The 26725-nt window shown below is 73.5% G+C and carries 5 protein-coding genes; 2 read left to right on the top strand and 3 right to left on the bottom strand.

Going from position 1 to position 26725, the window contains the following annotated elements; translation table 11 throughout:
* Positions 1–35 precede the first annotated feature (35 nt).
* Genes MMF94_RS12320 through MMF94_RS12310 form a run of 3 tightly spaced genes read right to left on the bottom strand, consistent with a single transcriptional unit; the run spans position 36 to position 23073 of the window.
* A complete protein-coding gene (locus MMF94_RS12320; RefSeq protein ID WP_241036499.1) occupies positions 36–21440 on the bottom strand; it encodes a non-ribosomal peptide synthase/polyketide synthase in 21405 nt (7134 codons plus the stop codon).
* A 59-nt stretch (positions 21441–21499) separates the two neighbouring features.
* The gene (locus tag MMF94_RS12315; RefSeq protein WP_241036498.1) at positions 21500–21736 is read right to left on the bottom strand and encodes an MbtH family protein; all 237 of its coding nucleotides are present in this window, start codon (positions 21734–21736) and stop codon (positions 21500–21502) included.
* Positions 21737–21777: 41 nt separating this feature from the next.
* A complete protein-coding gene (locus MMF94_RS12310; protein WP_241036497.1) occupies positions 21778–23073 on the bottom strand; it encodes a lysine N(6)-hydroxylase/L-ornithine N(5)-oxygenase family protein in 1296 nt (431 codons plus the stop codon).
* A 197-nt stretch (positions 23074–23270) separates the two neighbouring features.
* Between MMF94_RS12310 and MMF94_RS12305 the strand changes: the two genes are divergently transcribed.
* A complete protein-coding gene (locus MMF94_RS12305; protein WP_241036496.1) occupies positions 23271–24959 on the top strand; it encodes an ABC transporter ATP-binding protein in 1689 nt (562 codons plus the stop codon).
* Entirely contained in the window at positions 24956–26725 is a 1770-nt protein-coding gene (locus MMF94_RS12300) for an ABC transporter ATP-binding protein (RefSeq protein ID WP_241036495.1), read from the top strand. Before MMF94_RS12305 ends, MMF94_RS12300 begins: the two co-directional genes overlap by 4 nt.

Genomic DNA, 26725 nt, shown 5'->3' with positions numbered 1-26725 from the left:
CCCGGACACCGGGTCGGGCTCTTCCTTGTCAGCGGTCAGCCCGCTGCGCGCACCAGCGCGCTGAGCGCTCCGGACCAGGTGCGTGCCAGATCCTCGACGGCCTCCTCGTCGAGCACCCCCGCAGGCCACGACCAGTGCACGACGAGCTGCGGGCCGCCGGGCAGGTCCTGCGCCATCGCGGTGACGCTCAGGGCGTGCCCGAGCGGCATGCCGTCGTCCATCGACACCTCCGCCGCCTCCTCCTCGCCCGAGACGGCCGCCCACTCCTCCTCCGACCCGGATCGGGTGTATCCGAACCGGCCCAGGTAGTTGAACTCGATCTGCGGTGCCGGCAGGCCCGCCAGCACCGGCGCCGTGGCCGGGTCGAGGTGACGCAGCAGCCCGTAGCCGATACCTCCGTCGGGCACCGTGGCTCGATGCTCACGGACGCGATCCACGGCGCGCGCCGCGGCCGACGGGTCGCCGGCGGCGGTGTCGAGATCGATGTCGCCGGTGTCGGGACACAGCGGGTGGACGCTCGTGAACCAGCCGACGGTCCGGGACAGCTCCGCACCGTCGAGGAGCTCCTCCGCACGGCCGTGGCCCTCGACGTCGACGAGGACGGCGTTGCCCGCGGCACCGCCGTGGCGGCGTCGCCAGTCGCCGACGGCCAGCGCGAGTGCGGCGAGCAGAACGTCGTCGACGCCGGCGCCGTACGCCGCGGGCGCCGGCCCGAGCAGGGGCTCGGTCACCTCCCTGGGGAGCACCACCCGCAGGTCCTGCTGGGTCCCGACCGTGTCGACGGTGCGGTCGAGCGGCCGGTGCAACGGCAGCGGCGAGCTGTCTCGCAGCATCGACGTCCACACCGGCAGCTCGGCGGCCCGCCCGGCCGCTGATGCCGTGAGCGCGGTGGCCCAGCGCCGGAACGAGGTGCCCGCGTCCGGCAGTGTGGCCGGGCCGCCCGCTCGCAGCCCGCTCCAGGCCGCTGCCAGGTCCAGCGGCAGGATCCGCCACGAGACACCGTCGACCACGAGGTGGTGCAGGCACAGCAGCAGCCGGCCGGGATCACCACGTCCCGCGTCGAACCAGACGACCTGCACCATCACCCCGCCGTCCGGGTCGAGCCGGTCCCTGGCTCGCTCCGTCTCGGCCGTGATCACCGCAGCGCGGGCGTCGAGGTCGAGGCCCGCGACGTCGACGCGGTGCACCCACTGCGCGGCGTCCACATCGGCAGGCGCCGGGACGTGCAACGACCAGTGGTTCCCCTCCGCGGAGCGCACGAGGCGGGCACGGAGCAGGTCGTGGTGCTCGGCGAGTGCCCGGATCATCGCGACGAGCGCTCCCCTGTCGAGCTCGAACGGGGTGCTGAGCAGCGCCACCTGGTGGTAGCGGGCGAAGGGCCCGCCGAGCTCACGCAACTCGTGCATGACCGGGGTGAGCGGGACCGTTCCCGAGCCGTCGTCCGTCACGGGGGAGGGGGACGGAAGCTCCTCGAGGGCGCTCGCGACCTCCGCCAGAGCGGCGACAGTGCGGTGTGTGAACACCTGCCGCGGCGTGACCCGCAGCCCTGCGGCACGCGCGCGCCCGACCAGTGCCATCGCGAGAATGCTGTCGCCGCCGAAGGCGAAGAAGTCGTCGTCGACACCGATCCGTGGCAGCTCCAGCACCTCGGCGACGGCCCGGCACAGCGCCGTCTCCGAAGCGGTGCGTGGTTCCCGGTCCGACACCTGCGCGGCCAGGTCGGGCGCGCGCAGCGAGGCGCGGTCGAGCTTGCCGTTGGCGAGCAGCGGCAAGCGGTCGAGCACCACGACCGCGGCCGGCACCATGTGCTCCGGCAGGGACGAGGCAACGTACGAGCGCAGCTCGCCCGGTTCGAGCGGCCCGGTGGCCTCCGCGGCCGCCTCGACGTGCGCGACGAGCGTGCCGCGGCTGCCCGCCGGCACCGTCACGACCGCGCGTCCGACGCCGGGGTGGCGTTCCAGCGCGGCCTCGACCTCGCCGGGCTCCACCCGGTGGCCCCGGATCTTGACCTGGTCGTCGGCACGCCCGCCGTAGGCCAGGATGCCCGCCTCGTCGAAGCGGGCGAGGTCGCCGGTGCGGTACATGCGCTCGCCCGGGTACCACGGGTCGGCGACGAACCGCTCGGCCGTGGCGCCTGGCCGGCCGAGATAACCACGGGCGAGCCCTGCGCCGGCGAGGTAGAGCTCTCCCGCGACCCCCGGTGGCACCGGGCACAGACCGGCGTCGAGGACGTAGGCGCGGGTGTTCGCCACCGGGCGCCCGATCACCGGTCGCTGCGCATCCGCGACGCTCGCCACCAGCGCGTCCACCGTGGACTCGGTGGGTCCGTAGAAGTTGAACGCCGCGGTGCCGTGCAGGCCCCGCAGCCGTTCCCACAGCGTCTCGCCGACGGCCTCGCCGCCGAACCCGACGACGGCGAGCGGGCAGCGTTGCCCGTCGAACAGTCCCAGGTCGGCGAGCTGCGCGAGGTGCGACGGGCTGAGCTCGACGAAGTCGACAGCGCGCAGCAGCTCCACGAACTGGTGGGGATCGGCGCGGACCTCCTCGGTCACGACGTGCACGCAGTGGCCGTCCAGCAGCCACAGCTGCGGCTGCCACGAGGCGTCGAACGCGAACGACCAGGCGTGCGCCACCCGCAGATGGCGGCGTCCGGTGCTCTCCCGCGCCGGGAGGTGCACCTGGGCGCGGTGGCTCGCGAACAGGTTGACCAGCCCGCGGTGCGGCACGACCACGCCCTTCGGCCGCCCCGTCGAGCCCGAGGTGTGGATCACGTAGGCAGGGTGCTCCGGCAGCAGGGGCGCAGTCCGGTCGGCGTCGGAGAGGGGGGCACCCGACCAGCCGCCGAGATCGAGGACGTCCAGGTCCAACCGCGGCGGCCCGCCCTCGGGCAGATCGACTCCGGAGTCCGCCAGGACCAGCAGGGGCGCGGCATCGGCGAGGACATCGCGCAGGCGTTGCATCGGGTACGCCGGGTCGAGCGGCACGTAGGCCGCGCCCGCGGTGTGCACCGCGAGGATGGCGGCGATCGCCTCCGCGGTGCGGGGCAGCGCTACGGCCACGAGCTGCTCGGGGCCGGCGCCGTGCGCAACGAGCAGCCGAGCGAGGCGGTTCACGCGATCGGCCAGCTGCGCGAACGACCATGCGATGCCGGTCGAGGCGAGCGCGGGTGCGTCGGGTGTGGCCGCCGCCTGCGCCGCGAACAGCGAGGCGACGGTGGCCGGTTCCACGTCCCGTGCGGTGTCGTTCCAGGTCACGAGCACCCGGTGCTGCTCGGCCTCGTCGAGGACGCCGACGCTGCCGACCGGGCGATCGGGATCGTCGGCCAGAGCCGTGAGCAGCGCGAGCATGCCGCTGCCCAGCCGCGCGGCCGTCACGTCGTCGAACAGGTCGGGCCGGTACTCCACGGTGAGCCGGATCTGCTCGGCCACGATGCTCTCGCCGAGCGCCTCCACCTCCCAGGTCAGCGGGTAGTGGGTGGCGTCGACGCTGTCGCGCTCACGAACGCGCACACCGTCCGATGCACCCAGCTCGGGATCGCCGCCGGGATAGCTCTCGAACACCACGAGCGTGTCGAACAGCTCACCGATCCCGGCCTGCCGGGTGATCTCGGTCAGGCCCAGGTGCTGGTGCTCCAGCAGCGCCGCTGCATCGTCCTGGATGCGGGCGAGCAGAGCGCCGAACGCTTCTGCCGGACGGATGCGGGTGCGCACCGGAACCGTGTTGATGAACAGCCCGACCATGGTCTCCACGCCGTCGAGCTCGGGCGGGCGCTCGGCGACGGTGGCACCGAACACCACGTCGTCGCGGCCCGTCAGGCGACCGAGCAGCACCGCCCACGCACCCTGCACCAGCGTGTTCAGCGTGAGACCGCGCGCGCGGGCCAGCTCCACGAGACGCGCGGTGAGCTCCCTCGTCGTGTGCACGGTGTGCCGGCGTGGGGTCATCGGGTCGCGGGCCGGGGCGGCGGGCGCGAGCCTCGTCGGCTCCGTGATCCCGGCCAGCTGCGCTGCCCAGGCACCCTGCGCTGCACCACGGTCGCGGGCGGCGAGCCAGCCGAGGTAGTCACGGTAGGACGCGGGGACAGGCACCGCGGCGGGATTCCCGTCGTGGTCGTAGAGAGCGGCGAGGTCGGCGAGCAGGGGCGCGGTCGACCAACCGTCGAGCAGCAGGTGATGGTGCGAGATCAGCAACCGGTGCTGCTGGTCGCCGGTGCGCACCAGCACCGCGCGCAGCAACGGCGCGTCGGCCGGGTCGAAGCGGCGGCGTTCGTGCGCGCACTCCTGCTCCCAGACCTCATCGAGGTCGGGCCGATCCCGCAGGTCCAGCTCACGCCACGGCACGGGGCCGGCGCGGTGGACGAGCGCGACGGGACGACCGGAGCGCAGATACCGGAAGGACGCCCGCAGCTGCGGGTGCCGCACCAGCAACGCGTCGATGCAGCGGCGCAGGCGATCGGTGTCGATCGGCCCGTCGATGTCGAGGGAGAACTGGACGGTGTAGACGTCCGTGCTCGTACCCAGCTCCATGGCGGCGTGGAACAGCAACCCTGCCTGCAGCGGGGCGAGCGGGAGCACGTCGACCAGGTCGGGCGCCACAGCGGACACCTCGGCGGCCTCGTCGCCGGTGAGCTCGACGAGGGTGAGACCGGACGAGCCGTCGGCAGGCACGATGTCCGGCCGCACCCCGGCCACGGCGGCCAGCCCCGCCGCGCTGCGGTGCCGGAACACGTCGCGGGCGGTGATCACCAGCCCGGCGGCACGGGCCCGCCCGACGAGCTGCATACCGACGATGCTGTCGCCGCCGAGCGCGAAGAAGTCATCGTCCACGCCGACCCGTTCCAGACCGAGCACGTCCGCCAGCACGGCGCAGAGCACCTCCTCGCGGGGGGTGCGCGGGCGGCCCGCGGAGACGGCGGCGGCCAGGTCCGGCGCCGGGAGCGCGGCGCGGGCGAGCTTGCCGGCGGTGGTGCGCGGCAGCGCGTCCAGCACGACGACGGCGACCGGCACCATGTGGGCAGGAAGCAGGCGGGCGGCGTGCCGGCGCACCTGCTCCGGGTCGACCGGGCCGGTACCGGCGGCCACGACGTAGCCGACGAGCCGTCGCACACCGGGGACGTCCTCGCGAACCACGGCGGCCGCGGACGCCACACCCGGGTGCCCCGCCAGCGCCGTCTCGACCTCGCCGAGCTCGATACGGAAGCCGCGCAGCTTCACCTGGTCGTCGACCCGGCCGAGGATGCGCAGCACTCCGTCGCGGGTCCACGTGGCCCGGTCGCCGGTGCGGTACATCCGCTCCCCCGGTGTCCAGGGATCGGCGACGAACCGCTCCGCGGTGAGGCCGGGGCGGCGGAGGTAACCGCGCGACACTCCCGTGCCTGCCACGTACAGCTCGCCGACGACACCGGGCGGCACGGGAGCGAGCGCATCGTCGAGGACCAGGCTGCGCACTCCGGCCAGCCGGTACGGCAGGCGGCCGCCGTCGACGTCGCCGTGCCAGCCGTACGCGTCCACTGTGGTCTCGGTGGGCCCGTACAGGTCGTGCACGGTGACGCCGGTGGCGCACAACCGCCGCCACAGCACGTCGTCGATCGCCTCGCCGCCGACGACGACCACGGAGGGCCGATGGGCGCCGGTGGTCAGGAGCCCGTGGGCGAACAGCTCACGCAGGTAGGCCGGGGTCAGGTCGAGGACGTCGATCCGCTGCTCGCTCACCCGCTGCACGAACGCCACCGGCTCCGTGTGGTCGTCGACGACGTGCAGCTCGTGGCCCGCCAGGAGCCACAGCATCGGGTCCCAGGACGCATCGAAGGTGAACGAGGCCGCGTGCAGCACCCGCAGCCGCTCGCCGCTTCGGTCCATGAGCGTCGAGCGGTGCCCGTCGAGCAGCGCGGCCAGGGCGCCGTGGGTGCCGGTGACGCCCTTGGGGCGGCCGGTGGAGCCGGAGGTGTGGATCACGTACGCGGCCTGTGCCGGATGCGGTGCGGGCAGATCGACAGGCGCGGGGTCGGGCAGGTCGTCGACGTGCACGCGTTGCAGGTCGGGCACACCCTCGGCGGCGCTCGTGGTCAGCACCAGCGTGGGCGCGGCCTCGCTCAGCACCAGCGCGGTGCGCTCGGGTGGGGCGGTCTCGTCGAGCGGCAGGTACGCCGCGCCCGAGCGGAGGACACCCAGAACAGCGGGCACCATCCACGCGCGGGGCAGCGCGAGCGCCACGATCTGCTCAGGTCCGGCGCCGTGGCCGCGCAGCACCCGCGCGAGCCGGGCGCTGAACGCGTCGAGCTCGGCGAAGCTCCAGTTCCGCTCGCCGGTGACCAACGCGGTGGCATCGGGGCGTGCCGCCACCGTGTCGGCGAACACCTGCACGATCGGCGGCGCGTCTACAGGGGATCCGGTGGCCCACTCGTGCAGGAGCCGGTCGCGCTCGCCCGCGTCCAGGATGTCGATGTCGTGGATGGGCCGGTCGGGGGCCGCCACGACCGCGGCCAACATCCGCTGCAGCCGCTGCGCGAGCGCCTCGGCCGTGGCGCGGTCGAACATGTCGGCCCGGTACTCGACCGCGCCGCTCAGGCCGTCGTCCTCCTCCACGAGGTCGAACGAGAGGTCGAACTTCGCCGTGCGCTGCTCCACGACTTCGGGCCGGTCGCTCAGCCCGGCGAGCCCGAGGCGTGATGCGGCGCCCGCGGCGGGCAGGTACACGACCATCACCTGGAACAGCGGGTGCCGCGCCAGCGAGCGTGGCGGATTGAGGTGCTCCACCACCTGCTCGAACGGCACGTCCTGATGGGAGAACGCGGCCAGGTCGGTCTCGCGGACCCTGGCGAGCAACGTGCGGAACGTGGGGTTGCCGGAGGTGTCGGTGCGCAGCACGAGGGTGTTGAGGAAGAACCCGACGAGGTCGTCGAGCTCGTCCTCGGAACGGCCGGCGATGGGGCTGCCCAACGGGATGTCGGTGCCCGCGCCCAACCGCGTCAGCAACGCGGCGACGGCGGCCTGCACCAGCATGAACATGCTGACGTCGGCGGAGCGGGCCAGCTCCCGCAGACCCGCCTCGATACCGGCGTCCAGGGTGAAGGTCACCAGACCGCCGCGGTGGTCGCTCTCGGCGGGCCGGGCACGGTCGGCGGGCAGGACGAGCTCGTCGGGAAGGTCGACCAGGGCCGCACGCCAGTACGTGAGCTGGCGAGCGGCGAGGCTTGCCGGGTCGGTGCGGTCGCCGAGCAGCGTGCGCTGCCAGTGGGCGAAGTCCGCGTACTGGACGGGGAGCGCTGCCTGCTCCGGGGCGTGCCCGGCAAGCCGCGACGCGTAGGCGGAGCGCAGGTCCTGGAGCAGCGGCCGCGCCGACCACTCGTCGGCGGCGATGTGGTTCACCACCAGCAGCAGGACGTGCTCGTTCTCGCGCAGCCGGTACAGCGTGGCGCGCAGCGGGATCTCGGCGTCGAGGGCGAATGCGTGCTCGGCGGCAGCGGCCAGCCGGGCGGGGAGGCCGTCCTCGTCGACCGGTTCGACCACCAGCGGCACCGGAGCCGGCTCGAGAACGACCTGGGTCGCCGCGCCGTCGTGCTCGGCGATCACGGTGCGGAGCGCCTCGTGCCGGGTGACGAGGTCGGTGAGCGCCTCTCGCAGGGCTCCGACGTCGAGCCCTCCGGTGAGCCGCCACGCCGTGGGGATGTTGTAGGTGGGGCTCGGGCCCTCGACCTGGAACAACGCCCACATGCGCTGCTGGGCGAACGACAGTGGGAGCGGCGCGGTCCGGGACGCACGGATGAGCCGGGGCCGTGGAGATTCGGTGTCCGCCCCGGTGTCGATCACAGCTGCCAGGCCCTCGACCGTCGGGTGGTCGAACACCGCACGCAACGGGAGCGCCGCGCCCAGCTGCGTGCGCGCACGCGCGATCAGGCGCATCGCGAGCAACGAGTGGCCGCCCAGGCCGAAGAAGCTGTCGTGGACGCCGACCCGCTCCACGCCGAGCACGTCGACGACGATCGCCGCCAGGACCCGCTCGGTCGGGGTGCGCGGTTCCCCGCCCGCCGACGGCCGGGCCGTCGGGGGCGCGGGCAGTGCGCGGCGGTCGAGCTTGCCGCTCGGGCTCAGCGGCAGCGCGTCCAGTTCGAGGATCGCTCCCGGCACCATGTGTTCGGGCAACCTGGCCGCGAGGAACTGCCGCAGGTGCTCCGGGTCCGTCGTGGCGCCGTGGGACGGCACCACGTAGCCGACGAGACGCTGATCGCCGGGCCGGTCCTCGCGCAGCACCACCGCGGCCTGGGCCACCGAGTCGGCGGCGAGCAGCCCGGCCTCGATCTCGCCGAGTTCGACGCGGAACCCGCGCAGCTTCACCTGGTCGTCGGCCCGACCCCGGTACTCCAGAACCGGCCCGACCCAGCGGGCCAGGTCACCGGTGCGGTACAGCCGCTCACCCGGCGACCAGGGATCCGCCACGAACCGCTCGGCGGTGAGCCCCGGGCGTCCGAGGTAGCCGTGGGCGAGCTGGCTTCCCGCGAGATAGAGCTCTCCCACGACGCCGTCCGGCACGGGCGAAAGCCGCGCGTCGAGCACCAGCGTGCGCGTGTTCCACACCGGTGCTCCGATGGGGACGGTCGCGCCGGGGGCGGCCCCGTCGCTCTGGTGCCAGGTGACGTCCACCGACGCCTCCGTGGGCCCGTAGAGGTTGTCCAGCCGGACTCCCGGCAGAAGGGTGTGGAACCGGGTCGCCAGCTCGGCGGGCAGCGCCTCTCCGCTGCAGATCACGCGGCGCAGGCCGGTGCAGTCGCCCGCGGCAGGGTCGGCGAGGAACTCCGCGAGCATCGACGGGACGAAGTGGACGGTGGTGATCCGCTCGCGGCGGATGGTCTCCGTCAGGTAGGCCGGGTCCCGATGGCCGTCGGGACGGGCGAGCACCAGCGTCGCCCCGGCGAGCAGGGGCCAGAAGAACTCCCACACCGAGACGTCGAAGCTCGACGGGGTCTTCTGCAGCACCCGGTCGTCGGCACCGATGCCGTAGGTGTCCTGCATCCAGGCCAGCCTGTTGACGATCCCCGACTGCGGCACGACCACGCCCTTGGGCCGCCCGCTCGAGCCCGACGTGTAGATGACATAGGCCGGGCTCCCGGCCCCGTGGCCGGAGGGGCGCTCGTGCGCGCGCAGGCGCCCGGACGGGTGGCTCTCCAGCTCGGCGGCGAAGGCCGCGGTGTCGATCCGCAGTGCGCCGGGCACGTCGGAGGCGGCGAGGACCACCGCAGGCCGGGCGTCGTCGAGCATGAACCGGAGGCGCTCGGGCGGGTAAGTGGTGTCGAGCGGCAGGTACGCGGCGCCCGCCTGGTGCACGGCGTGCAGCGCGACGACCAGCTCGGCGGATCGCGGCAACGCCACGCCGACCACCGAGCCCGGTCCGACGCCGCGATCGCGCAGCAGCCGGGCCCAGCGGCCGACCAGGGCGTCCAGCTCGGCGTAGGTCAGCGCTGTGCCGTCGGCCAGCACGGCGACGGCGTCCGGGGTGCGGTCCACCTGCTCGACGAACAGCTGCGGCAGCGTGCGGTCGGGCACCGGATGAGCGGTGCCGGGATCGAGCACCGTGGCCCGCTCGGCGGGCGTGAGCATCTCGATGGTGCCGATCGGGCGGTCCGGGTCGGCCGCCACCTGCTCCAGCAGCCCGACGAGCCGCGCGAGCAGCAGCTCGGCGCCGGTGCCGTCGACGCGGTCGAGCGCGTGGTCGAGCAGCACGGTGACCGCGCCGTCCGCGTGGTCGACGACCGTGACGTGCAGATCGAACTTCGCGTGGGTGGTGGGCAGCGCGAACCACCGGGCGGGCAGCCCGAGCCGCGTGCCACCGTGGTCGGCGAGGCGGTGGTAGCCGCTCATCACCTGGAAGAGCGGGTTGCGACCGGCCTCCCGCGGCGGGTTCAGCGCCTCCACCACGAGGTCGAACGGGACGTCCTGGTGGTCGAACGCCGCGAGGTCGGTCTCCCGGGTGCGCGCCAGCAGCTCGGTGAAGGTGGGATCGCCCGCGAGGTCGCTGCGCAGCACCACCGTGTTGACGAAGAAGCCGACGAGGTCGTCGAGAGCAGCGTCGGCGCGTCCGGCGACGGGCACCCCGAGCGGGATGTCGTCACCGCCGCCGAGCCGGTGCAGCCAGGCGGCCGTCGCTGCGTGGGTGAGCATCGACATGCTGGTGCCGGTGCGCGTGCACAGCGAGCGGAGCGCGTCGGCGGTGCCGGCAGGCAGCTCGGCACGCACCTGCGCCCCGGAACCGTCCCGCATGCGGGGCCGCGGGCGGGGTAGCGGGAGCGCGATCTCGTCGGGCATCCCGTGCAGGGCCCGCGCCCAGAACGCGAGCTGGGCGGCCGCGGTGCTCGTCTCGTCATCGGGATCGCCGAGGAGGAGCTGCTGCCACACGGTGTGGTCGGCGTACTGCACGGCAAGCGGCAGCCAGCCGGGCGGCGAGCCGGCCGCACGAGCCGCATAGGCGGTGTCGAGGTCGGCCAGCAGTGGGCGGTCGGACCATTCGTCGGTGGCGATGTGGTGCAGCACGAGGACCAGCACGTGCTCGACCGCCATGGCGGTGATGTCTTCGGACTGCGGAAGCTCGACGACCGTGACGCGCAGCGGTAGGTCCGCACCGAGGTCGAACGGGCGCCCGGTCAGGTCGGCGACCAGCTCCGGGAGCTGCGCTTCCGCCGCGGCCACGACAGCGACCTCGGGCTGCGGGTCGTCGAGGATCCGCTGGTACGGCGTGCCGTCACGGTCCTCCACGACGGTGCGCAGCGACTCGTGGCGGGTCACGACGTCGATCACGGCAGCCCGCAGGGCCGCGATGTCGAGGTCGCCCGTGAGCCGCACGACGAGCGGATAGTTGTAGGCCGTGTTGCGGCCCGCGTCGAGGCGGTCGAGCAGCCACAGCCTGGCCTGTGCGGGAGCCAGCGGGACGAGTGCGGGCCGCGCGCCTGCCCGCAGCGGCGGCCGCGCGGGCGCCGACACGACGGCACGCAGGGCCAGGAGCGCGGGCGTGCGCGCTTCGAACAGGTCCCGGATCGCCAGCTCCGCCCCGAGCGCGGTGCGGGCCCGGCTGATCAGGCGGGTGGCGAGCAGCGAGTGCCCACCGAGGTCGAAGAAGTCGTCCTCCACGCCGACACCCGGCAGCCCGAGCACCTCGCTATACAACGTGCGGAGGGTCGCCTCCGTCTCGTTCTCCGGGGGCCTGCTCGTGGAGCGCCGGACCGTCGGCTCCGGGTCGGGCAGCGCGGCGACGTCGAGCTTGCCGTTGGCGGTGAGCGGAAGATCGGCCACCGGGACCAGCGCCGAGGGCACCATGTAGTCGGGCAGCCGCTGCGCCAATGCAGCACGGACGTCGGCCACCAGCGCCCCGGCTCGACGGGCCGAGGCGGGGTCGTTGGCAAGGGGTGCGTCGGTCTCGCCTGCCACGTACGTCCCGACCGGTGTTCCCGGTCCACGGAAGAACACGGCGTCCACGGCGCCGACACCCGACCACGTGACCGCCACCCGGTAGCCCAGCTCCGCGGCCAGCGCGTGCACGTCCTCCTGCTCGACGGCCTCCGCCGCGGTGCTGACCAGCCTGGTCCGGGCCCGGGCCACGGTCTCTCCGTCGGCCAGCGCACGCAGGGCGGCGCGCTCTCCGGCCACGCGGACGTCGGGGATCCGCGCGACGCGCAGCAGCTCGGGCCGGTGGCTGCGCAGGTGATCGGCGAGACCGTCGAGATCGCCGATCTGGAGTCCCCACAGCAGTGTCGGCGCGTCGGCCACCGGCCGTGCGTCGGTCGGCTCGCGGTGCAGCACCGCGTCGTAGCGGTGGCGGGTCAGCTCGTTGTGCGCGCGGCCCCGCCGGGTGCGGATCGAGACCGCCGTGCCCGGCACCTGTGCCGCAAGATCGTCGAAGAACTCCGGCGCGAGCAGCAGTTCCTTCTCCATCGCGACCGCGCGTTCGACGGTGCGCGTCACGGCTCCGGCATCCTCGGATCCGTCGCGGCCCAGCTCGATGGCCGTCCGCAACGTCGGCAGCAGGCCGAGGTGGCGCACGTCGCCGACGAACACCGCCCCGCCGGGCACCACCAGCTCCAGCGCACCGCGGACCACGCGGGCCAGATAGTCGGCACTGGGGAAGTACTGGACGACCGAGTTGATCACGACGGTGTCGAAGAACCCCTCCGGCAGGCCCCTCAGGTCGTGCGCCGGGCGGGCCAGCAGTTCGACGCCGGCGAACCGATCGGGATCGGCCGCGACGTCCGCGCGCAGCTTCGCGATCACCGGCGCCGCCAGGTCGGTGGCCCAGTAGGATTCGCAGTCCGGCGCTAGCCTGCCCATCAGCAGACCGGTGCCGACACCGATCTCCAGAACGCACCGCGGTGCCAGCTCGCGAATCCGCTCGACGGTCGCCTCGCGCCACTCCCCCATCTCCGCGACCGGGATCGGGTCACCGTCGTAGCTGGAGTCCCAGCCGGCGAACTCCCTGTCGCCGTAGTCGTCGCCGCCGACCACGGTGGGGATCTCGGTGTACTCGTCGGAGTAGACCTCCTCCCACTCCGCGACCTGCTCGGCCTCGACCGCCGCGCGCACCGTGTCGTCCAGCGGCGCGGGTACGACGTAGCCCACCAGCTTCTTCGTCCCGGCGCCCGCAGCGGCATCGGCCACCGCGACCACGGCGCAGCGGGCCACCCCCGGGTGCTCGTCGAGCGCGGCAGCGACCTCGCCCAGCTCCACCCGGTAGCCGCGGATCTTGACCTGGTCGTCGGTGCGGCCGAGGAAGTCGATGATCCCGTCGGGACGGCGGCGCACCAGGTCGCCCGTGCGGTACATGCGCTCCCCGGGGCTCCAGGGGTCGGCCACGAACCGCTCCGCGGTGAGCGCCGTACGGTTCAGGTAACCGCGGGCGAGCCCGATGCCGGCGATGTAGAGCTCGCCGGGTACACCGTCGGGCACCGGCCGCAGCCAGGCGTCGAGCACGTGAGCACGGGTGGCCCGGATCGGGCGCCCGACGGTGGGGGTGGCGCTGTCGTCGGTGCCGCCGCCCAAGGTGTTGATCGTGTACTCGGTGGGGCCGTAGAGGTTGTAGCCGGTGGTGTCGCTCGTGTCGCGCAGCCGGTTCCACACCGCGTCGGAGACGGCCTCGCCGCCGAGCAGCACGAGCGGCGGCCGGTGCGCGCCTGCCCGGTCGTCGGCGTCGTCGAGCAGGCCCGCGTCGAACAGGTGGTGTGCGTAGGTGGGTGTCACGTTGACGACGTCGACGGCGTGGGTGTCGCAGTAGGCGACCAGGGCGGCGGCGTCACGGCGCAGCTCCTCGTCGCACACGTGCACCTCGTGGCCCTCGACGAGCCACAGCAGCTCCTCCCACGACATGTCGAAGGCGAACGACACGGTGTGGGCGATCCGCAGCCGCCTCCCGCCGGCCAGTGCGACCGCGGGGTCGAAGATCTCGGCGCGGTGGTTGAGCTGCATGTTGGTCAGGCCGCGGTAGGGCGTGACGACGCCCTTCGGCCGGCCCGTCGAACCGGACGTGAAGATCACGTAGGCGGGGTGCTCCAGACGTCCTTCCCGCGAGCGCGCGAACGCGCCCAGCTCGTCGTCGCGCAGCGGCCCGGCGGGCAACGCGGCGCGCTCCGCCAGCACCGCGGGGTCGTCGAGGACCACCGCGGGGACCCCCGCCGCCGCCAGTGCCGCGGCTGTGCGCGAGGTGGTGAGCATGCAGGTCGGGTCGGCGTCGAGGAGGATGTCGACGAGGCGCTCGGTGGGGTGGTCGAGCTCCAGCGGCAGGTAGGCGGCCCCCGTGCGGAGCACCGCGAAGAGCGCCACCACCATCTCCGTGGAGCGAGGCAGCGCCAGCGCGACGAGCCGCTCCGGGCCGGCCCCACGGGCGAGCAACAGCCGCGCGGTGCGGTCGATCGCAGCGTCGAGCTCGGCGTAGGTCAGCCGCTCCCGGCCCGCCACGAGTGCGATGGCGTCGGGTGTGCGGGCGGCCTGCGCCGCGAGCAGGTCCGCGACGGTCTCGGTGGTCGGCAGCTCGGGCAGGGGCGTGCGGTCCGCCCGTTCGGTGGGCAGCAGCGCGTCGACCCGCGCGACGGGCGTGGACGGGTCGTCGAGCAGCTGCTCGAGGATCCGGGTGAACCGTGCGAGGTGGGCGTCGGCGATGTCCGGCGCGACGACGTCCGGACGGTGGGAGATCATCACCTCGAACCGCTCCCCCGGCGTGACGACCAGGTTCAGCGGGTAGTGCGTGGCGTCCACGTTGGACAGACCGGTGACGCCGAAGCGGCGCAGGGCCGTGCGCTGCGCGTCGTCGGCCCCGCGCATCACGAACAGCGTGTCGAACAGCCTGCGGTGCCCGGACTCGCGCTGGATGATCCCGAGTCCCATGCTCTCGTGCTCCGAGAGCGCCAGGCGCTCGTCCTGCACACGGCGAAGCAGGTCGAGCACCGGCTCCTCGGGACGGAACGACATGCGTGCGGGGACCGTGTTGAGGAACAGACCGATGGTGTCCTCGATGCCGGGCACCTGCGCCGGGCGGCCGGCGACGGCCGTGCCGAACACGACGTCGGTGCGGCCGACGGCGGCGGCGAGCGCGAGCCCCCACGCCGTGGAGAACACGGTGTTGGCCGTGAGGCCGTGCCGGTGCGCGAGGCCACGCAGCCGGTCGCCGGTGTCGGCGGGCAACACGGTGTCCACCACCCGGGGCGGCCGGGTGGTGGTCGTCGCGGCGGGGTCGACGAGGGTGGGTTCGGCCAGGTCCGCAAGCGCGGCACGCCACGCCGCGGCACCACGGGCGGGGTCCTGCCCGGCGAGCCAGGCGAGGTAGTCGGCATAGGAACCCGGCGCGGGCAAAGCCGCGGACTCACCCGCGTAGTGGGTGAGCAGCGCGGTCAGGAACAGCCACGCGGACCAGCCGTCCCAGAGCAGGAGGTGCCGGTTGACCACGAGCCGGTCGACGTCACCGAGGCGCACCACGAGCAGCCGGAACAGCGGTGGGCTCGCCAGGTCGAAGCGGCGGGCGCGGTCGGCCGCCATGACCTCCTCCAGGCGGGCGGCGCGCTCGGCGGGGGGCACCGTGGACAGGTCGATCTCGGTGACCGGAGGGTCGAGCCGCTCGGCGATGAACTGCACCGGCCCGGGGAGCCCGTCGCTGGTGAACCCGGCGCGGATGCTCGCGTGGGCGGCGAGCACCGCAGCGCAGGCCTCACGGAGGCGGTCGATGTCCACGCGGTGGTCGAGATCGACGGCCTCCTGCACGGTGTAGGCGTCCCCCGCGCCGGAGTCGAACCCGGCGTGGAAGAACAGGCCGTCCTGCAGCGGCGACAGCGGCCAGACCTCGGCCACCGGCACCGGGCTGATCCGGGCGACCTGCGCGAGCTCGGTATCCGACAGGCCCGCGAGCTCACCCGGGGTGGCCGTCGCCGGTTCCTCGTCGCCGAGCAGAGCAGCGATGCCTGCCGGGGTGCGGCCGGTGAAGACGTCGCGCGGCCCGACGGCCAGCCCGGCCCGACGGGCGCGGCTGGACACGCTGATCGAGGAGATGCTGTCGCCGCCGAAGCGGAAGAAGTCGTCGTCGACACCGGCCCGCTCCAGCCCGAGCACGTCGGCGAACACGGCACACAGCACGCGCTCCGCCGTGGTGGCCGGTTCCCGCGACGGGGTGCCCGACCGCGGTGCGGCCGGGGCGGGGAGTGCTGCCCGGTCGAGCTTGCCGCTCCGGGTGACCGGCAGATCGTCGAGCAGCACGAACGCCGAGGGCACCATCGGCTCGGGCAGCGCGGCGGCCAGGTGGGTGCGCAGCGCGTCGGCCTCCGGCCGGCGTCCCGCCGCCGGCACCACGTAGGCGACGAGCACGGTCGCCGCGCTGTCCCGGCGGGCGATCACCGCGGCTCGGGCCACCTCCGGATGCGCGACGAGTGCGGCCTCGATCTCACCCGGCTCGATCCGGTTGCCGCGGATCTTGACCTGGAAGTCGGAACGCCCGAGGTACTCGAGTTCCCCGTCGGGCAGCCTGCGCACCAGGTCGCCGGTGCGATACATCCGGCCGCCGACCTGCCACGGGTCGGCGACGAACCGGTCCGCGGTCAGCCCCGGCCGCGCGTGGTACCCGCGCGCCAGCTGGACGCCTGCCAGGTACAGCTCGCCGGTCACGCCGTCGGGCACCGGGCGCAGGCAGCCGTCCAGCACGTGCAGCCGGGTGTTCCACACCGGTGCTCCGATGGGGACGGACACACCGTCCTCGTCGGCACACGGGTGGAAGGTGACGTCGACGGCCGCTTCGGTCGGGCCGTAGAGGTTGTGAAGCGGGGTGCCGGTGAGCGTGTGCCAGCGCCGTGCGGCGTCTCCGGGCAGGGCCTCGCCACTGCTGAACACCCGCCGCAGGCTCGCCGACCAGCCCGGACCGGGGTCGCTGTCCAGGTCGGCGGCGAGAAATGCCGTCAGCATCGAGGGCACGAAGTGCATCGTGGTGATCCGCGCGTCACGGACGAGCCCGGCGAGGTAGGCCGGGTCACGGTGTCCGTCCGGGCGGGCGAGCACCACGGCGGCGCCCTCGCACAGCGCCCAGAAGAACTCCCACACCGACACGTCGAACGTGGCCGGCGTCTTCTGCAGCACCCGGTCGTCGGCGTCGAGGCCGTACTCGTGCTGCATCCACGCCAACCGGTTCACGATCGCGCGGTGGGTGACGACCACGCCCTTGGGCCGCCCGGTGGAGCCGGAGGTGTAGATCAGGTATGCGGCCTGGTCAGGGGTGGCGCGCCGGACGGGGGCCACCGGCCCGGCACCGTCGACGGCCACCGCGGCGACTCCTGCCAGCGGAGCACCGTCGAGAGTGACCACCGTGTCGACGCCCGCATCGTCGAGCGTCGCCGCGATGCGGTCGGCGGGATGGTCCGGATCGACCGGCAGGTAGGCCGCGCCCGCCCCCAGCACGCCGAGCAGGGCCACCATGAGCTCCGCCGAGCGCGGCACCGCCACCGCGACCACGCGGTCGGGCCCCGCACCGCGCGCGGCCAGCCTGCCCGCGAGACCCCGGGCCCGTTCGCACAGCTGCGTGTAGGTCAGCTCCGTGCGCTCGTCGACCACGGCGGTCGCGTCCGGGGTGCGGGCCGCCTGGGCCTCGATCAGGTCGAGCAGCGTGGCGGACGGCACGGCATGGCTCGTATCGGCCTGCTCCGGTGCCGCACCGAGCGGCAGTGATGCCACGCTCGAACCGAGGTCCGCCGCCATCGCCGTGAGCACCCGGCGCAGCTGGCCGGAGACGAGCTCCGCGACCGCTGCCGGCACGCGGCCCGCGTCGTACTTGAGCGTGAGGCGCAGTCGCTCTCCGGCGTCGACGATCAGCGCGACCGGGAAGTGCACGGCGTCGAGCACGTCGACGCCTTCGACATGCAGTCCGGCCGCCGCCGCCTGCGCGCGCGGGTAGTTCTCGACCACGACGAGGGTGTCGAACAGATCGGGTAGGCCCGCGGCGCGTTGCAGCTCGCCGAGGCCGATCTGCTGATGGTCGAGCAGCCCGGTCTGTGCGTCCTGCAGCCGGCGCAGGACGTCGGACAGCGGGTCGCCCGGCAGCCAGCGCAGGCGCACGGGCAGGGTGTTGATGAACAGGCCGACGGCCGACTCGATCCCGTCGACGGCGGCGTCGCGGCCCGACACGGTGCTGCCGAACAGCACGTCACGCTGACCGGTGAGCTGCCCGAGCAGCAGCCCCCACGCCCCGTGCACCACGGTGCCGAGCGTGATCCCGTGTGCCCGCCCACCCTCGACGAGCGCGGCGGTGACCTTCTCGTCCAGCACGGCGGCGAGCTGGGCGTGCGGCCCGCCGGCAGGAGCACCGGTCGGCGCGATCGCAGGCACCAGGTGTGTCGGACCGTCGAGCCCTGCCAGCTCCGCCTGCCAGGCAGCGCGCGCGGGAGCGGCGTCGCGACCGGTGAGCCACCGGAACCAGTCCCGATGCCTGTCCATCGCGGCCCGGTCGGACAGCACCCCGTCCGAGTGGGCGCCGTCCGACTGGGTGCCGTCGGTGCCCGACACCCGGCGGCCGTAGCGCTCCAGCAGGTCGCGGATCAGCACCACCACCGACCAGCCGTCGATCACGATGTGCTGGAACGTCAGCACCAGCCGCGCGGCGCCGCCGCCGAGGTGCACCACCGTCATCCGCAGCAGCGGTGGCCGCGCGAGGTCGAAGCGGCGGGCGCGGTCGGCGGCCAGCAGCTCGTCGAGGCGCTCGGCCTGGCGGTCGGCGGGCAGCCCGGACAGATCCACCTCCTGCCAGGGCAGCGTGACCCGCGCGGCCACCGCCTGAACGACCCGCCCGTCGGCGAGCTGGCCGAACCCGGCGCGTAGCTGCGGGTGCGCGTGCAGCAGGTCCTGGGCGGCGGCCCGCAGCGCGCTCGCATCGATCGTCGTCCGCCCGGCAGCGGCGAGGTGAAGGACCTCCTGGATCAGGTAGACGTCAGGGCCGTCACCGTCGAGGGAGGCATGGAAGAAGAAGCCCTCCTGCAGCGGCGAGACCGGCCAGACGTCGGCGGCGGCGGCCAGCGGGTGGGTGCTGGGCAGCTCGACGAGCGGACCGGTCGCCGGCACGGCGTCGTCACGCCCGGCGTCGTCGCGCACCTCGACGACCGGGGCCAGCTCGGCCACGGTGCGGTGGGTGAACACCTGTCGCGGTGTCACGGTCAGGCCCGCCGCACGCGCCCGCCCGACGAGCTGGATCGAGATGATGCTGTCGCCGCCGAACGCGAAGAAGTCGTCGTCCACGCCGATACCCGGCACGTCGAGCACCTCGGCGAACAGCGCGGTCAGCAGCTCCTCACGGGCCGTGCGCGGCTTGTGCCCGGTGACCTGCGCGGCCAGGTCGGGCACGGGCAGCGCGGAGCGGTCGATCTTCCCGCTCGTGAGCACCGGAAGTGCCGGCAGCGCGACGACGGCGGGCACCATGTACTCGGGCAGCCGGGCGGCGAGGTGCGCCCGCAGGTCCCTGCGCAGCGTGGCGATGTCACGGAACGGGGCCGGCACGTTCGCCGGCGGTGCGGCGGTGGCACCGGGCCGGTAGGCCGGACCCGCCGACACGCCCGGCCGATACAGCAGCGCGTCGAACCGGCCGTCGCCCGCCCCGGCCGTCCAGGTGGTGGCCACCCGGTAGCCGAGGCGCTCGCCGAGCGCGTGCACGTCCTCGGGGTCGACGCCGGCTTCCGGTGCGGGCCCACCGTCCACTGTGGCCAGCACGGCGAGGTCGGGCCGCAGCCGGGCGTTGGGCACTCCGGTGACCCGCAGTGCGGCGGGAGCATCGTTCTCCAGGGACGCCTCGAGCGCCGGGAGGCTCTGCCACGCCCGTTCGTCCGGCGCCGAGCCGACCGCCGGCTCGTCCGCTCGCAGGACGACGTCGTAGCGGTAGCGGCTCAGCTCGTCGTGCGCGATGGCGCGCTTGAGCCACAGGTCGACCGCTGCGAGCCGTGGGATCTCCGCCGACAGACCCACGAAGAAGTCGGGCTCACACAGCAGCTCACCCTCCCACGCAACGGCGGAATCGAGAGCGAGACGGTCGACCTTCCCGCTGCGGGCCTGCTCCACCCCGGCGCGGAAGGTCCGCAGCAGGCCGGCGTGCCGGACGTCGCCGACGAACACGGCACCACCGGGGGCCAGCAGCTCGACGGCGCGGCGCAGCACGCCCGTGAGGTAGTCGGCGCCGGGGAAGTACTGCACCACCGAGTTGATCACGATGGTGTCGAAGAGCCCGCCGGGAAGACCGTCGAGGTCGTCCGCCGGTCGCGCGGCCAGCTCCACCCGCCCGGCCAGCTCCGGAAACGCCGCGACGCGGCGGCCCAGTGCGTCGATCGCCTCCTCGGACAGATCCGTTCCGACGTAGTACTCGCAGGTGGGAGCCACCTCCGAGAGGATCAGGCCGCTGCCGACGCCGATCTCCAGCACCCGCCGCGGCGCCAGCTCCCGGATGCGCGCCACGGTGGCGGCGCGCCAGGCCCGCATGTCCTCGCGCGGGATCGGGGCGCCGTCGTAGGTGGAGTTCCAGCCCGCGAAGTCCTCCCGGTCCGCGCTGTAGAGCAGCTCGTGGACGTCCTTCCAGTCGTCCACCCTGGCCTGGCGTGGCCCGTCGAGCCGCGGCACGACATAGGCGACGAGCCGCCGCTCCCCCCGCTGGTCCTCCCGGACCTGCACCGACGCCTGCGCCACGGACTCGTGCGCCCGGACGACCGACTCGATCTCACCGGGCTCGATGCGGTGGCCGCGGATCTTGACCTGGTCGTCGACCCGGCCCAGGAAGTGCAGGTCGCCCTGGTCGTCGCGGCGAACGACGTCACCGGTGCGGTAGAGGCGCTCCCCCGCCGTCCAGGGATCGGCGACGAACCGCTCCGCGGTAAGCCCAGGCCGTCCGAGGTAGCCCCGTGCGAGGCCGGGCCCACCCAGGTAGAGCTCGCCCTCCTGCCCGTCGGCCACCGGGCGCAACCTCGCGTCGAGCACGTGGGCGGTGGTCATGGGGTCGGCCACGCCGATCGGCACCGACGTACCGCGCAACCGGTCGGGATGGGCCTCGCCGAGCGTGGAGTTGACCGTGGCCTCGGTCGGGCCGTACGCGTTGAACATGCGCCGGCCGCGCCCCCACCGCGCCACCAGCTCGGGGGCCACCCGCTCCGTGCCGGCCAGCAGCGTGGCAGGTGGCAACGTCAGTCCGGCGGGCATCGCCGCGAGCAGGGTGGGCGGCAGGATCATGAACGTGATGCCGTGGCGGTGCGCGTACTCGGTGAGCTCCGCGCCCGGCACGCGACGCTCGGTGGGCACGACGACCAGCCGCCCGCCCGAGAGCAGTCCCAGGCACAGGTCCCAGAACGCGACGTCGAAGCTCGGCGAGGCGAACTGCAGCACCCGGCTGTGCGGACCGATGCCGAACCGCTCCACCTGCGTCGCCAGGAGCTTGGCCACGCCGGTGTGGGACAGCACCACACCCTTGGGGCGGCCCGTCGAGCCGGAGGTGTAGATGACGTACGCGGCGTTGTGGACCGCCAGTGCGGGGAGCGGGTCCGTCTCGGGCGCGGCGGTCAGCGCCGCCACCACCTCCGGCGAGTCGAGCGCGATCTGCGGGGTCGCCGCCGGCAGGTCCGCCGCCACCTCGACCGTCGTGACCAGCACCGCGGGTGCGGCGTCGGTCAGCATGTACGCGATGCGGTCGGCCGGGTGGTCGGCGTCGACGGGCAGGTACGCGGCGCCGGACTTCAGCACCGCGACCTGCGCGACGATCATGTCGATCGATCTCGGTATCGCCAGCGCCACCACCTGCTCCGGGCCGGCGCCGTGGGCGGTGAGCAGGTGCGCCAGCCGGTTCGCCCTGGCGTCCAGCTCTGCGTAGGTGAGCTCCTCGTCCTCCAGCACGAGCGCGACGGCCTGGGGCGCGCGGCGCACCTGCTCGGCGAACAGAGCGGGCCAGGTCTGGGCGTGCGGACGTGATCCAGGCATGCGTGTACCCCGAGGAGTCGCGAGTGGGTGGTGAGGAGGTGTGCGGGACGAGCCGGAGCTCAGTCGGAACGGCCGGCGTCGGCGGGTTCGTCCATCGCCATCGCCAGGCTGCGCGGCCGCATGTCGGTCCAGTGCTCCTCGATGTGGTCGAGGCACTCCCGCCGGGCACCCGGCCCGTGTGTCACGGTCCAGCCGGCCGGGACCGGCACGAACGTGGGCCAGAGTGAGTACTGGCCCTCGTCGTTGACGAGCGCGTAGAAGGTGCCGTCCTCGTCGTCGAAGGGGTTGGTGGACATGCGTGTCTCCTCTCGATCAGGGGTGACGGGCGGCGGGGCGCTCAGGCGCGCCGGCTGGAGTCGGCCAGCCGCGGTGCAGGGGACGTCACACGGGCAGCGATCGACGCGGCGATCTCGCCGGCGCGTACGGAGACGTTCGACAGCAGGGTCGACGAGAGTCCGTGCGTGTGTTCGGTGGGCCCCTGCACGTAGACGCCCGCGGTGATCTCCGGGCCGGTCGACACCCGGTAGTCGCGGCCGATCTCCAACCCGCCGACCGCATCCCGCCGGCAGTGTTCGGCCACCTCCCCGAGCAACGCGCAGGGGTCCGACGGCCGGTAGCCGGTGGCGTAGACGACCAGGTCCGCGGTCAGCACCTCGCGGCTGCCGTCGAGCATCGACTCGACCGCCAGCTCGACGCGCCCGTCGATCTGTATGGCGTCGGCGACCCTGCTCACGTTGAGGAACCGCAAGCGCTCCCGGCCGCTGACCTTCTCGTGGTAGTGGCGCCGGTAGAGCGCCTCGATGAGTTCGGGGTCCACCACGGAGTAGTTGGTGTTGCCGTGGTAGCCCATGATGAGGTCCTTGACCTCGGCGGGCGCGCCGAAGAATGCGTCGACGGCATCCGGGTCGAACACACGGTTGGCGAAGGAGCTGTCGTCGGCCGGGCTGTAGCCGTAGCGGCTGAAGACCGCGCAGACCTCGGCGTCGGGGAACGATCGGTGCAGGTGATCCACGGCCTCGGCCGCGCTCTGCCCCGCCCCGACGACGACCACCCGCTGCGGGTGGGCGAGCGAGCCGATCCGGGTGAGCAGCTCGCTGCTGTGCCACACGCGGTCGCCGCCGTGCACCCCCGTCGGTAGGTGTGGCACGAGCCCCGTGGCGAGCACGATGTTGTGGGTGCGCAGCACGGTGCCGCGCGAGGTGTGGACGTCGAGCAGATCCGGGTTGTCGGCCACCAGCTCGATGCGCTCGACCGATGTGCCGTAGTCGACCCGGTCGGCGAACGAGGCCGCCGCCCATTCCAGGTAGTCGTGGAACTCCAGACGGGTCGGGAACGAGCTGCCGTAGTTGATGAAATCGACGAGCCGGCCACGATCCTGCAGGTAGGACAGGAAACTGAAGCCGCTCACCGGATTGCGCAGCGTGACCAGATCCTTGAGGAACGAGATCTGCATCGTCGCGTCCTCGAGCAACATCCCGCGATGCCAGCCGAAACCCTCCTGGCGCTCGACGAACCTGGTCGTCAGGCCGGATTCCTGCTCGTCGAGCGCGATCGCCAACCCGAGGTTCGACGGCCCGAACCCGACCCCGACGAGATCGTGAACTGCACTCGGGGGCGGTACCTCTTGCGGCATCGTCGTCCTCTCTTCGGCGGTACCAAAGTGACCCATTTGTACTCTTACGTGAGGCTAGCCTAAGTTCAAGAGGTGATGTCCGTGATCTTCCCCGGCTCCCCCTCCAGCCCCCTCGACACCCGCCCCGAGTCGTAGCCCCCGCGGCGGCACGGTGAGTATGGCTAGGCAAACCTTACAAAGTCGAGAAGAAGGATCCGATGCCTCGATCTCGCTCCGGCAGCCGTGCTGTGCTGACCGGTTCCGTCGGCGCGTTCCGGCGACACGTCAGCGCCGCAGCGCTGTTCCTCTGCGGCCACCAGGCAGGCGAGGCCCTGGTCCCGGTGCTGGTCGGCGTGATCATCGACGAAGCGATCACCACCGGTGACCCTGGGGCGCTCGCCTTCTGGCTACTGGTGCTGGGGCTCGACTTCGCGATGCTGTCGTTCAGCTACCGGTGGGGGGCGCGCCAGGCCTGGCTGGGGGATGTCCGCGCTGATCAACGCCTGCGGCTGATGGTCACCGCCCGCGTGCTCGACCCGCGCGGCGGCGCCGAGGTGGGCAGGCTTCCCGGCGCTCTCGCGGCGATCGCCACGTCCGACACCAAGCGCGTCGGCATGGTCAACTTCGCGCTCCCGCTGGGGATCGCCAGCACGGCGGCGCTGGTGGTGGCCACGGTCTCGCTGCTGCGGATCTCGGTGCCACTAGGGCTGCTCGTCCTTCTCGGCACGCCGCTGCTGCTCGTGCTGGTGAGACTGCTCGGGCGACCGCTCGAGCGACGCAGCGGACCGGAGCAGGAACGCGCCGCGCACGCCTCGGGCGTGGCCGCCGACCTCGTCACGGGGGTACGGGTGTTGAAGGGCATCGGCGCCGAGCCTGCGGCGGTGCGCCGCTACACCGGCACGAGCCGCGACGCGCTCACCGCCACGCTGCGGGCCACCAACGCACAGGCCTGGTACGAGGGCGCGGTGCTGGCCGCGAACGGGCTGTTCCTCGCGCTCATCGCGCTGGTCGGGGGCCGGTTGGCCACCGCGGGCGAGATCAGCATCGGCGGGCTCGTCGCGGCCGTGGGGCTGGCGCAGTTCCTCGTCGAACCGCTGCAGATCTTCGGCTGGGTCAACGGGAAGTTCGCGCAGGCCCGCGCGTCCGCCACCCGCATCGCGGAGGTGCTCGCCACGGCTCCCGCCGTGCGCGACGGATCGAGGACCCTGCCCGCGCACGTCCCCGGCGCGCTGGCGGTCCGTGATCTTCACCACGGCAGCCTGAACGGCGTCGAGTTCGACGTCTCACCGGGTGAGCTGCTGGGCGTGGTGGCGTCGGACCCTGCCGCCGCCGTCGACCTGCTCGCCTGTCTCGGGCGCGAGGTCGACGCGAAGGGCGACGTCGAGCTCGACGGCGTGCCACTGGCCGACTACCCGCCCGACACCGCGAGAGCGACGGTCCTCGTGGCCATGCACGACGCCCAGCTCTTCGCCGGCTCCGTGGCCGAGAACGTGCGGGCCGATGCGCCGCCCGACCGGGACCTCGCCCCGGCGATGGCGGCGGCGCAGGCCGACCAGGTGGCCGACGCGCTACCGGCGGGCATCGACACCCCCGTCACCGAGCAGGGCCGCTCGCTCTCGGGCGGACAGCGCCAGCGCCTCGCGCTCGCGAGAGCACTGGCGGTGGACGCTCCGGTGCTCGTGCTGCACGACCCCACCACGGCGGTGGACCCGGTCACCGAAGCCCGGATCGCCTCCGGTCTGCGCGAGGTGCGCCGGGGTCGTACGACGGTCGTGCTCACCACCAGCCCGGCGCTGCTCGCCGTGACCGACCGGGTCGTGGTGCTCGACGACGGGGTGGTCACCGGCGCCGGTACCCACACCGAACTGCTGGCCCGCGACGACTACCGCGCGCTGGTGCTGGCGTGAGTGCACCAACCGACCCCACGGCGCGAGACCTCCTGCCCACCGCCACCACCAGCCGGATTCGCGCCACTCTCGGAGAGCTGCTGCGGCCGCGGTGGGCCGTCGCGGCGGCCGCGGCAGCGGCGCTGGTCGCCGGCGCTGCGGTGAGCCTGGTCGCCGCGCCACTGCTGGGCCGCATCGTCGACCTGGTCGCCGCCCGCAACCCACCGGACACGCTCTACGGTCCGGTGCTTCTGCTCGTCGTCGTCGCGGTGGCCCAGGGTCTGCTGGCGGTTCTGGGCATCGCCCTGGTCGCGCGGGTCGGCGAGAGCATGCTGGCGCAGCTGCGCGAACGGTTCGTGGAACGCGCGATCGGGCTGCCCCTGGAACGGATCGAGGCGGCCGGCTCGGGCGACCTGACGTCTCGCGTCACGTCCGACGTCGCGCAGGTCGGCGAGGCCGTGCGGGAGGCCGTTCCGGAGTTCGCCCGGTCAGCGCTGATCATCGCCCTCACGCTGGTCGGGCTGGCGGTCCTGGACTGGCGCTTCATGGTGGCGGCGCTGTGCGCCGTGCCGGTCCAGGTCCTGACCGCGCGCTGGTATCTGCGCCGCTCCACATCGCTCTACGCGCAGGAGCGGGTCGCCGGCGGAGCACAACAGCAGCAGCTCCTCGACACGATCAGCGGGGCCCCCACCGTCCGCGCGTTCCGGCTGCGCGGTGAGCACGCCGACCGGGTGCGCTCGCGCTCGGAGGACGTGGTGCAGATTGCGCTGCGGGTCGTCCGTCTCCAGACCGGGTTCTTCGGGCGGCTCAACCTGGCCGAGTTCATCGGCGTGGCCGCGGTGCTGACCACCGGGTTCCTGCTGGTCCGCGGCAACGTCGTGTCCATCGGCACGGCGAGCGCCGCAGCGCTCTACTTCATCAACCTCTTCGGCCCCGTCAACCAGGTCCTGTTCCTGCTCGACACCGTGCAGTCGGCCGCGGCGAGCCTGGCCCGGATCATCGGGGTCGCCGACCTGCCCGGCGAACAGCAGCCCAGCCGGCCCGTCCACCCGGCCGATGGGCGCGTGCACACCACCGCGCTCGGCCACGCCTATGTCGACGGCCACGACGTGCTCGATGCCGTCGACCTCGACATCGCACCCGGGCGGAGGGTGGCCCTGGTGGGGGCGAGCGGCGCGGGCAAGACCACGCTGGCCAAGCTGGTGGCCGGGGTGCACGCCCCCACGCGCGGTGTCGTCCGGATCGGCGGGGCGGCGCTGCGCGAGCAGGGGCCCGCCATCGTCCGGCAGACGGTCGCCCTGATCACCCAGGAGGTGCACGTCTTCGCCGGACCACTCGCCGATGACCTGAAGCTGGCCAAGCCCGATGCGACCACCGACGAACTACACGACGCACTCGCCGCCGTCGACGCGCTCGGGTGGGCGAAGGCGCTGCCCGATGGTCTCGACACGGTGGTCGGTGCCGGTGGCCACACCCTGACCGTCGTGCAGGCTCAGCAACTGGCGCTCGCGCGGCTGGTGCTCGCCGACCGGCCCGTCGCGATTCTCGACGAGGCCACGGCCGAAGCCGGCAGCGCGGGCGCCCGGGTGCTGGAGGTCGCGGCACGACGTGCGACCGCCGGGCGGACCGGGTTGCTCGTGGCCCACCGGCTCACCCAGGCAGCCACGGCCGACACCGTCGTCGTGCTCGACTCCGGTCGGGTCGTCGAACACGGCACGCATGACGAGCTGGTCGCCGCAGGCGGGCGTTACGCACAGCTGTGGGCGGCCTGGTCGGGCAGTCGCTGA

The sequence above is a fragment of the Pseudonocardia alaniniphila genome, from assembly GCF_022524485.1.
Lineage (GTDB): Bacteria > Actinomycetota > Actinomycetes > Mycobacteriales > Pseudonocardiaceae > Pseudonocardia > Pseudonocardia alaniniphila.
The sequence above is the reverse complement of the archived record's forward strand: the minus strand, read 5'-3'. Positions and strand labels throughout refer to the sequence as shown.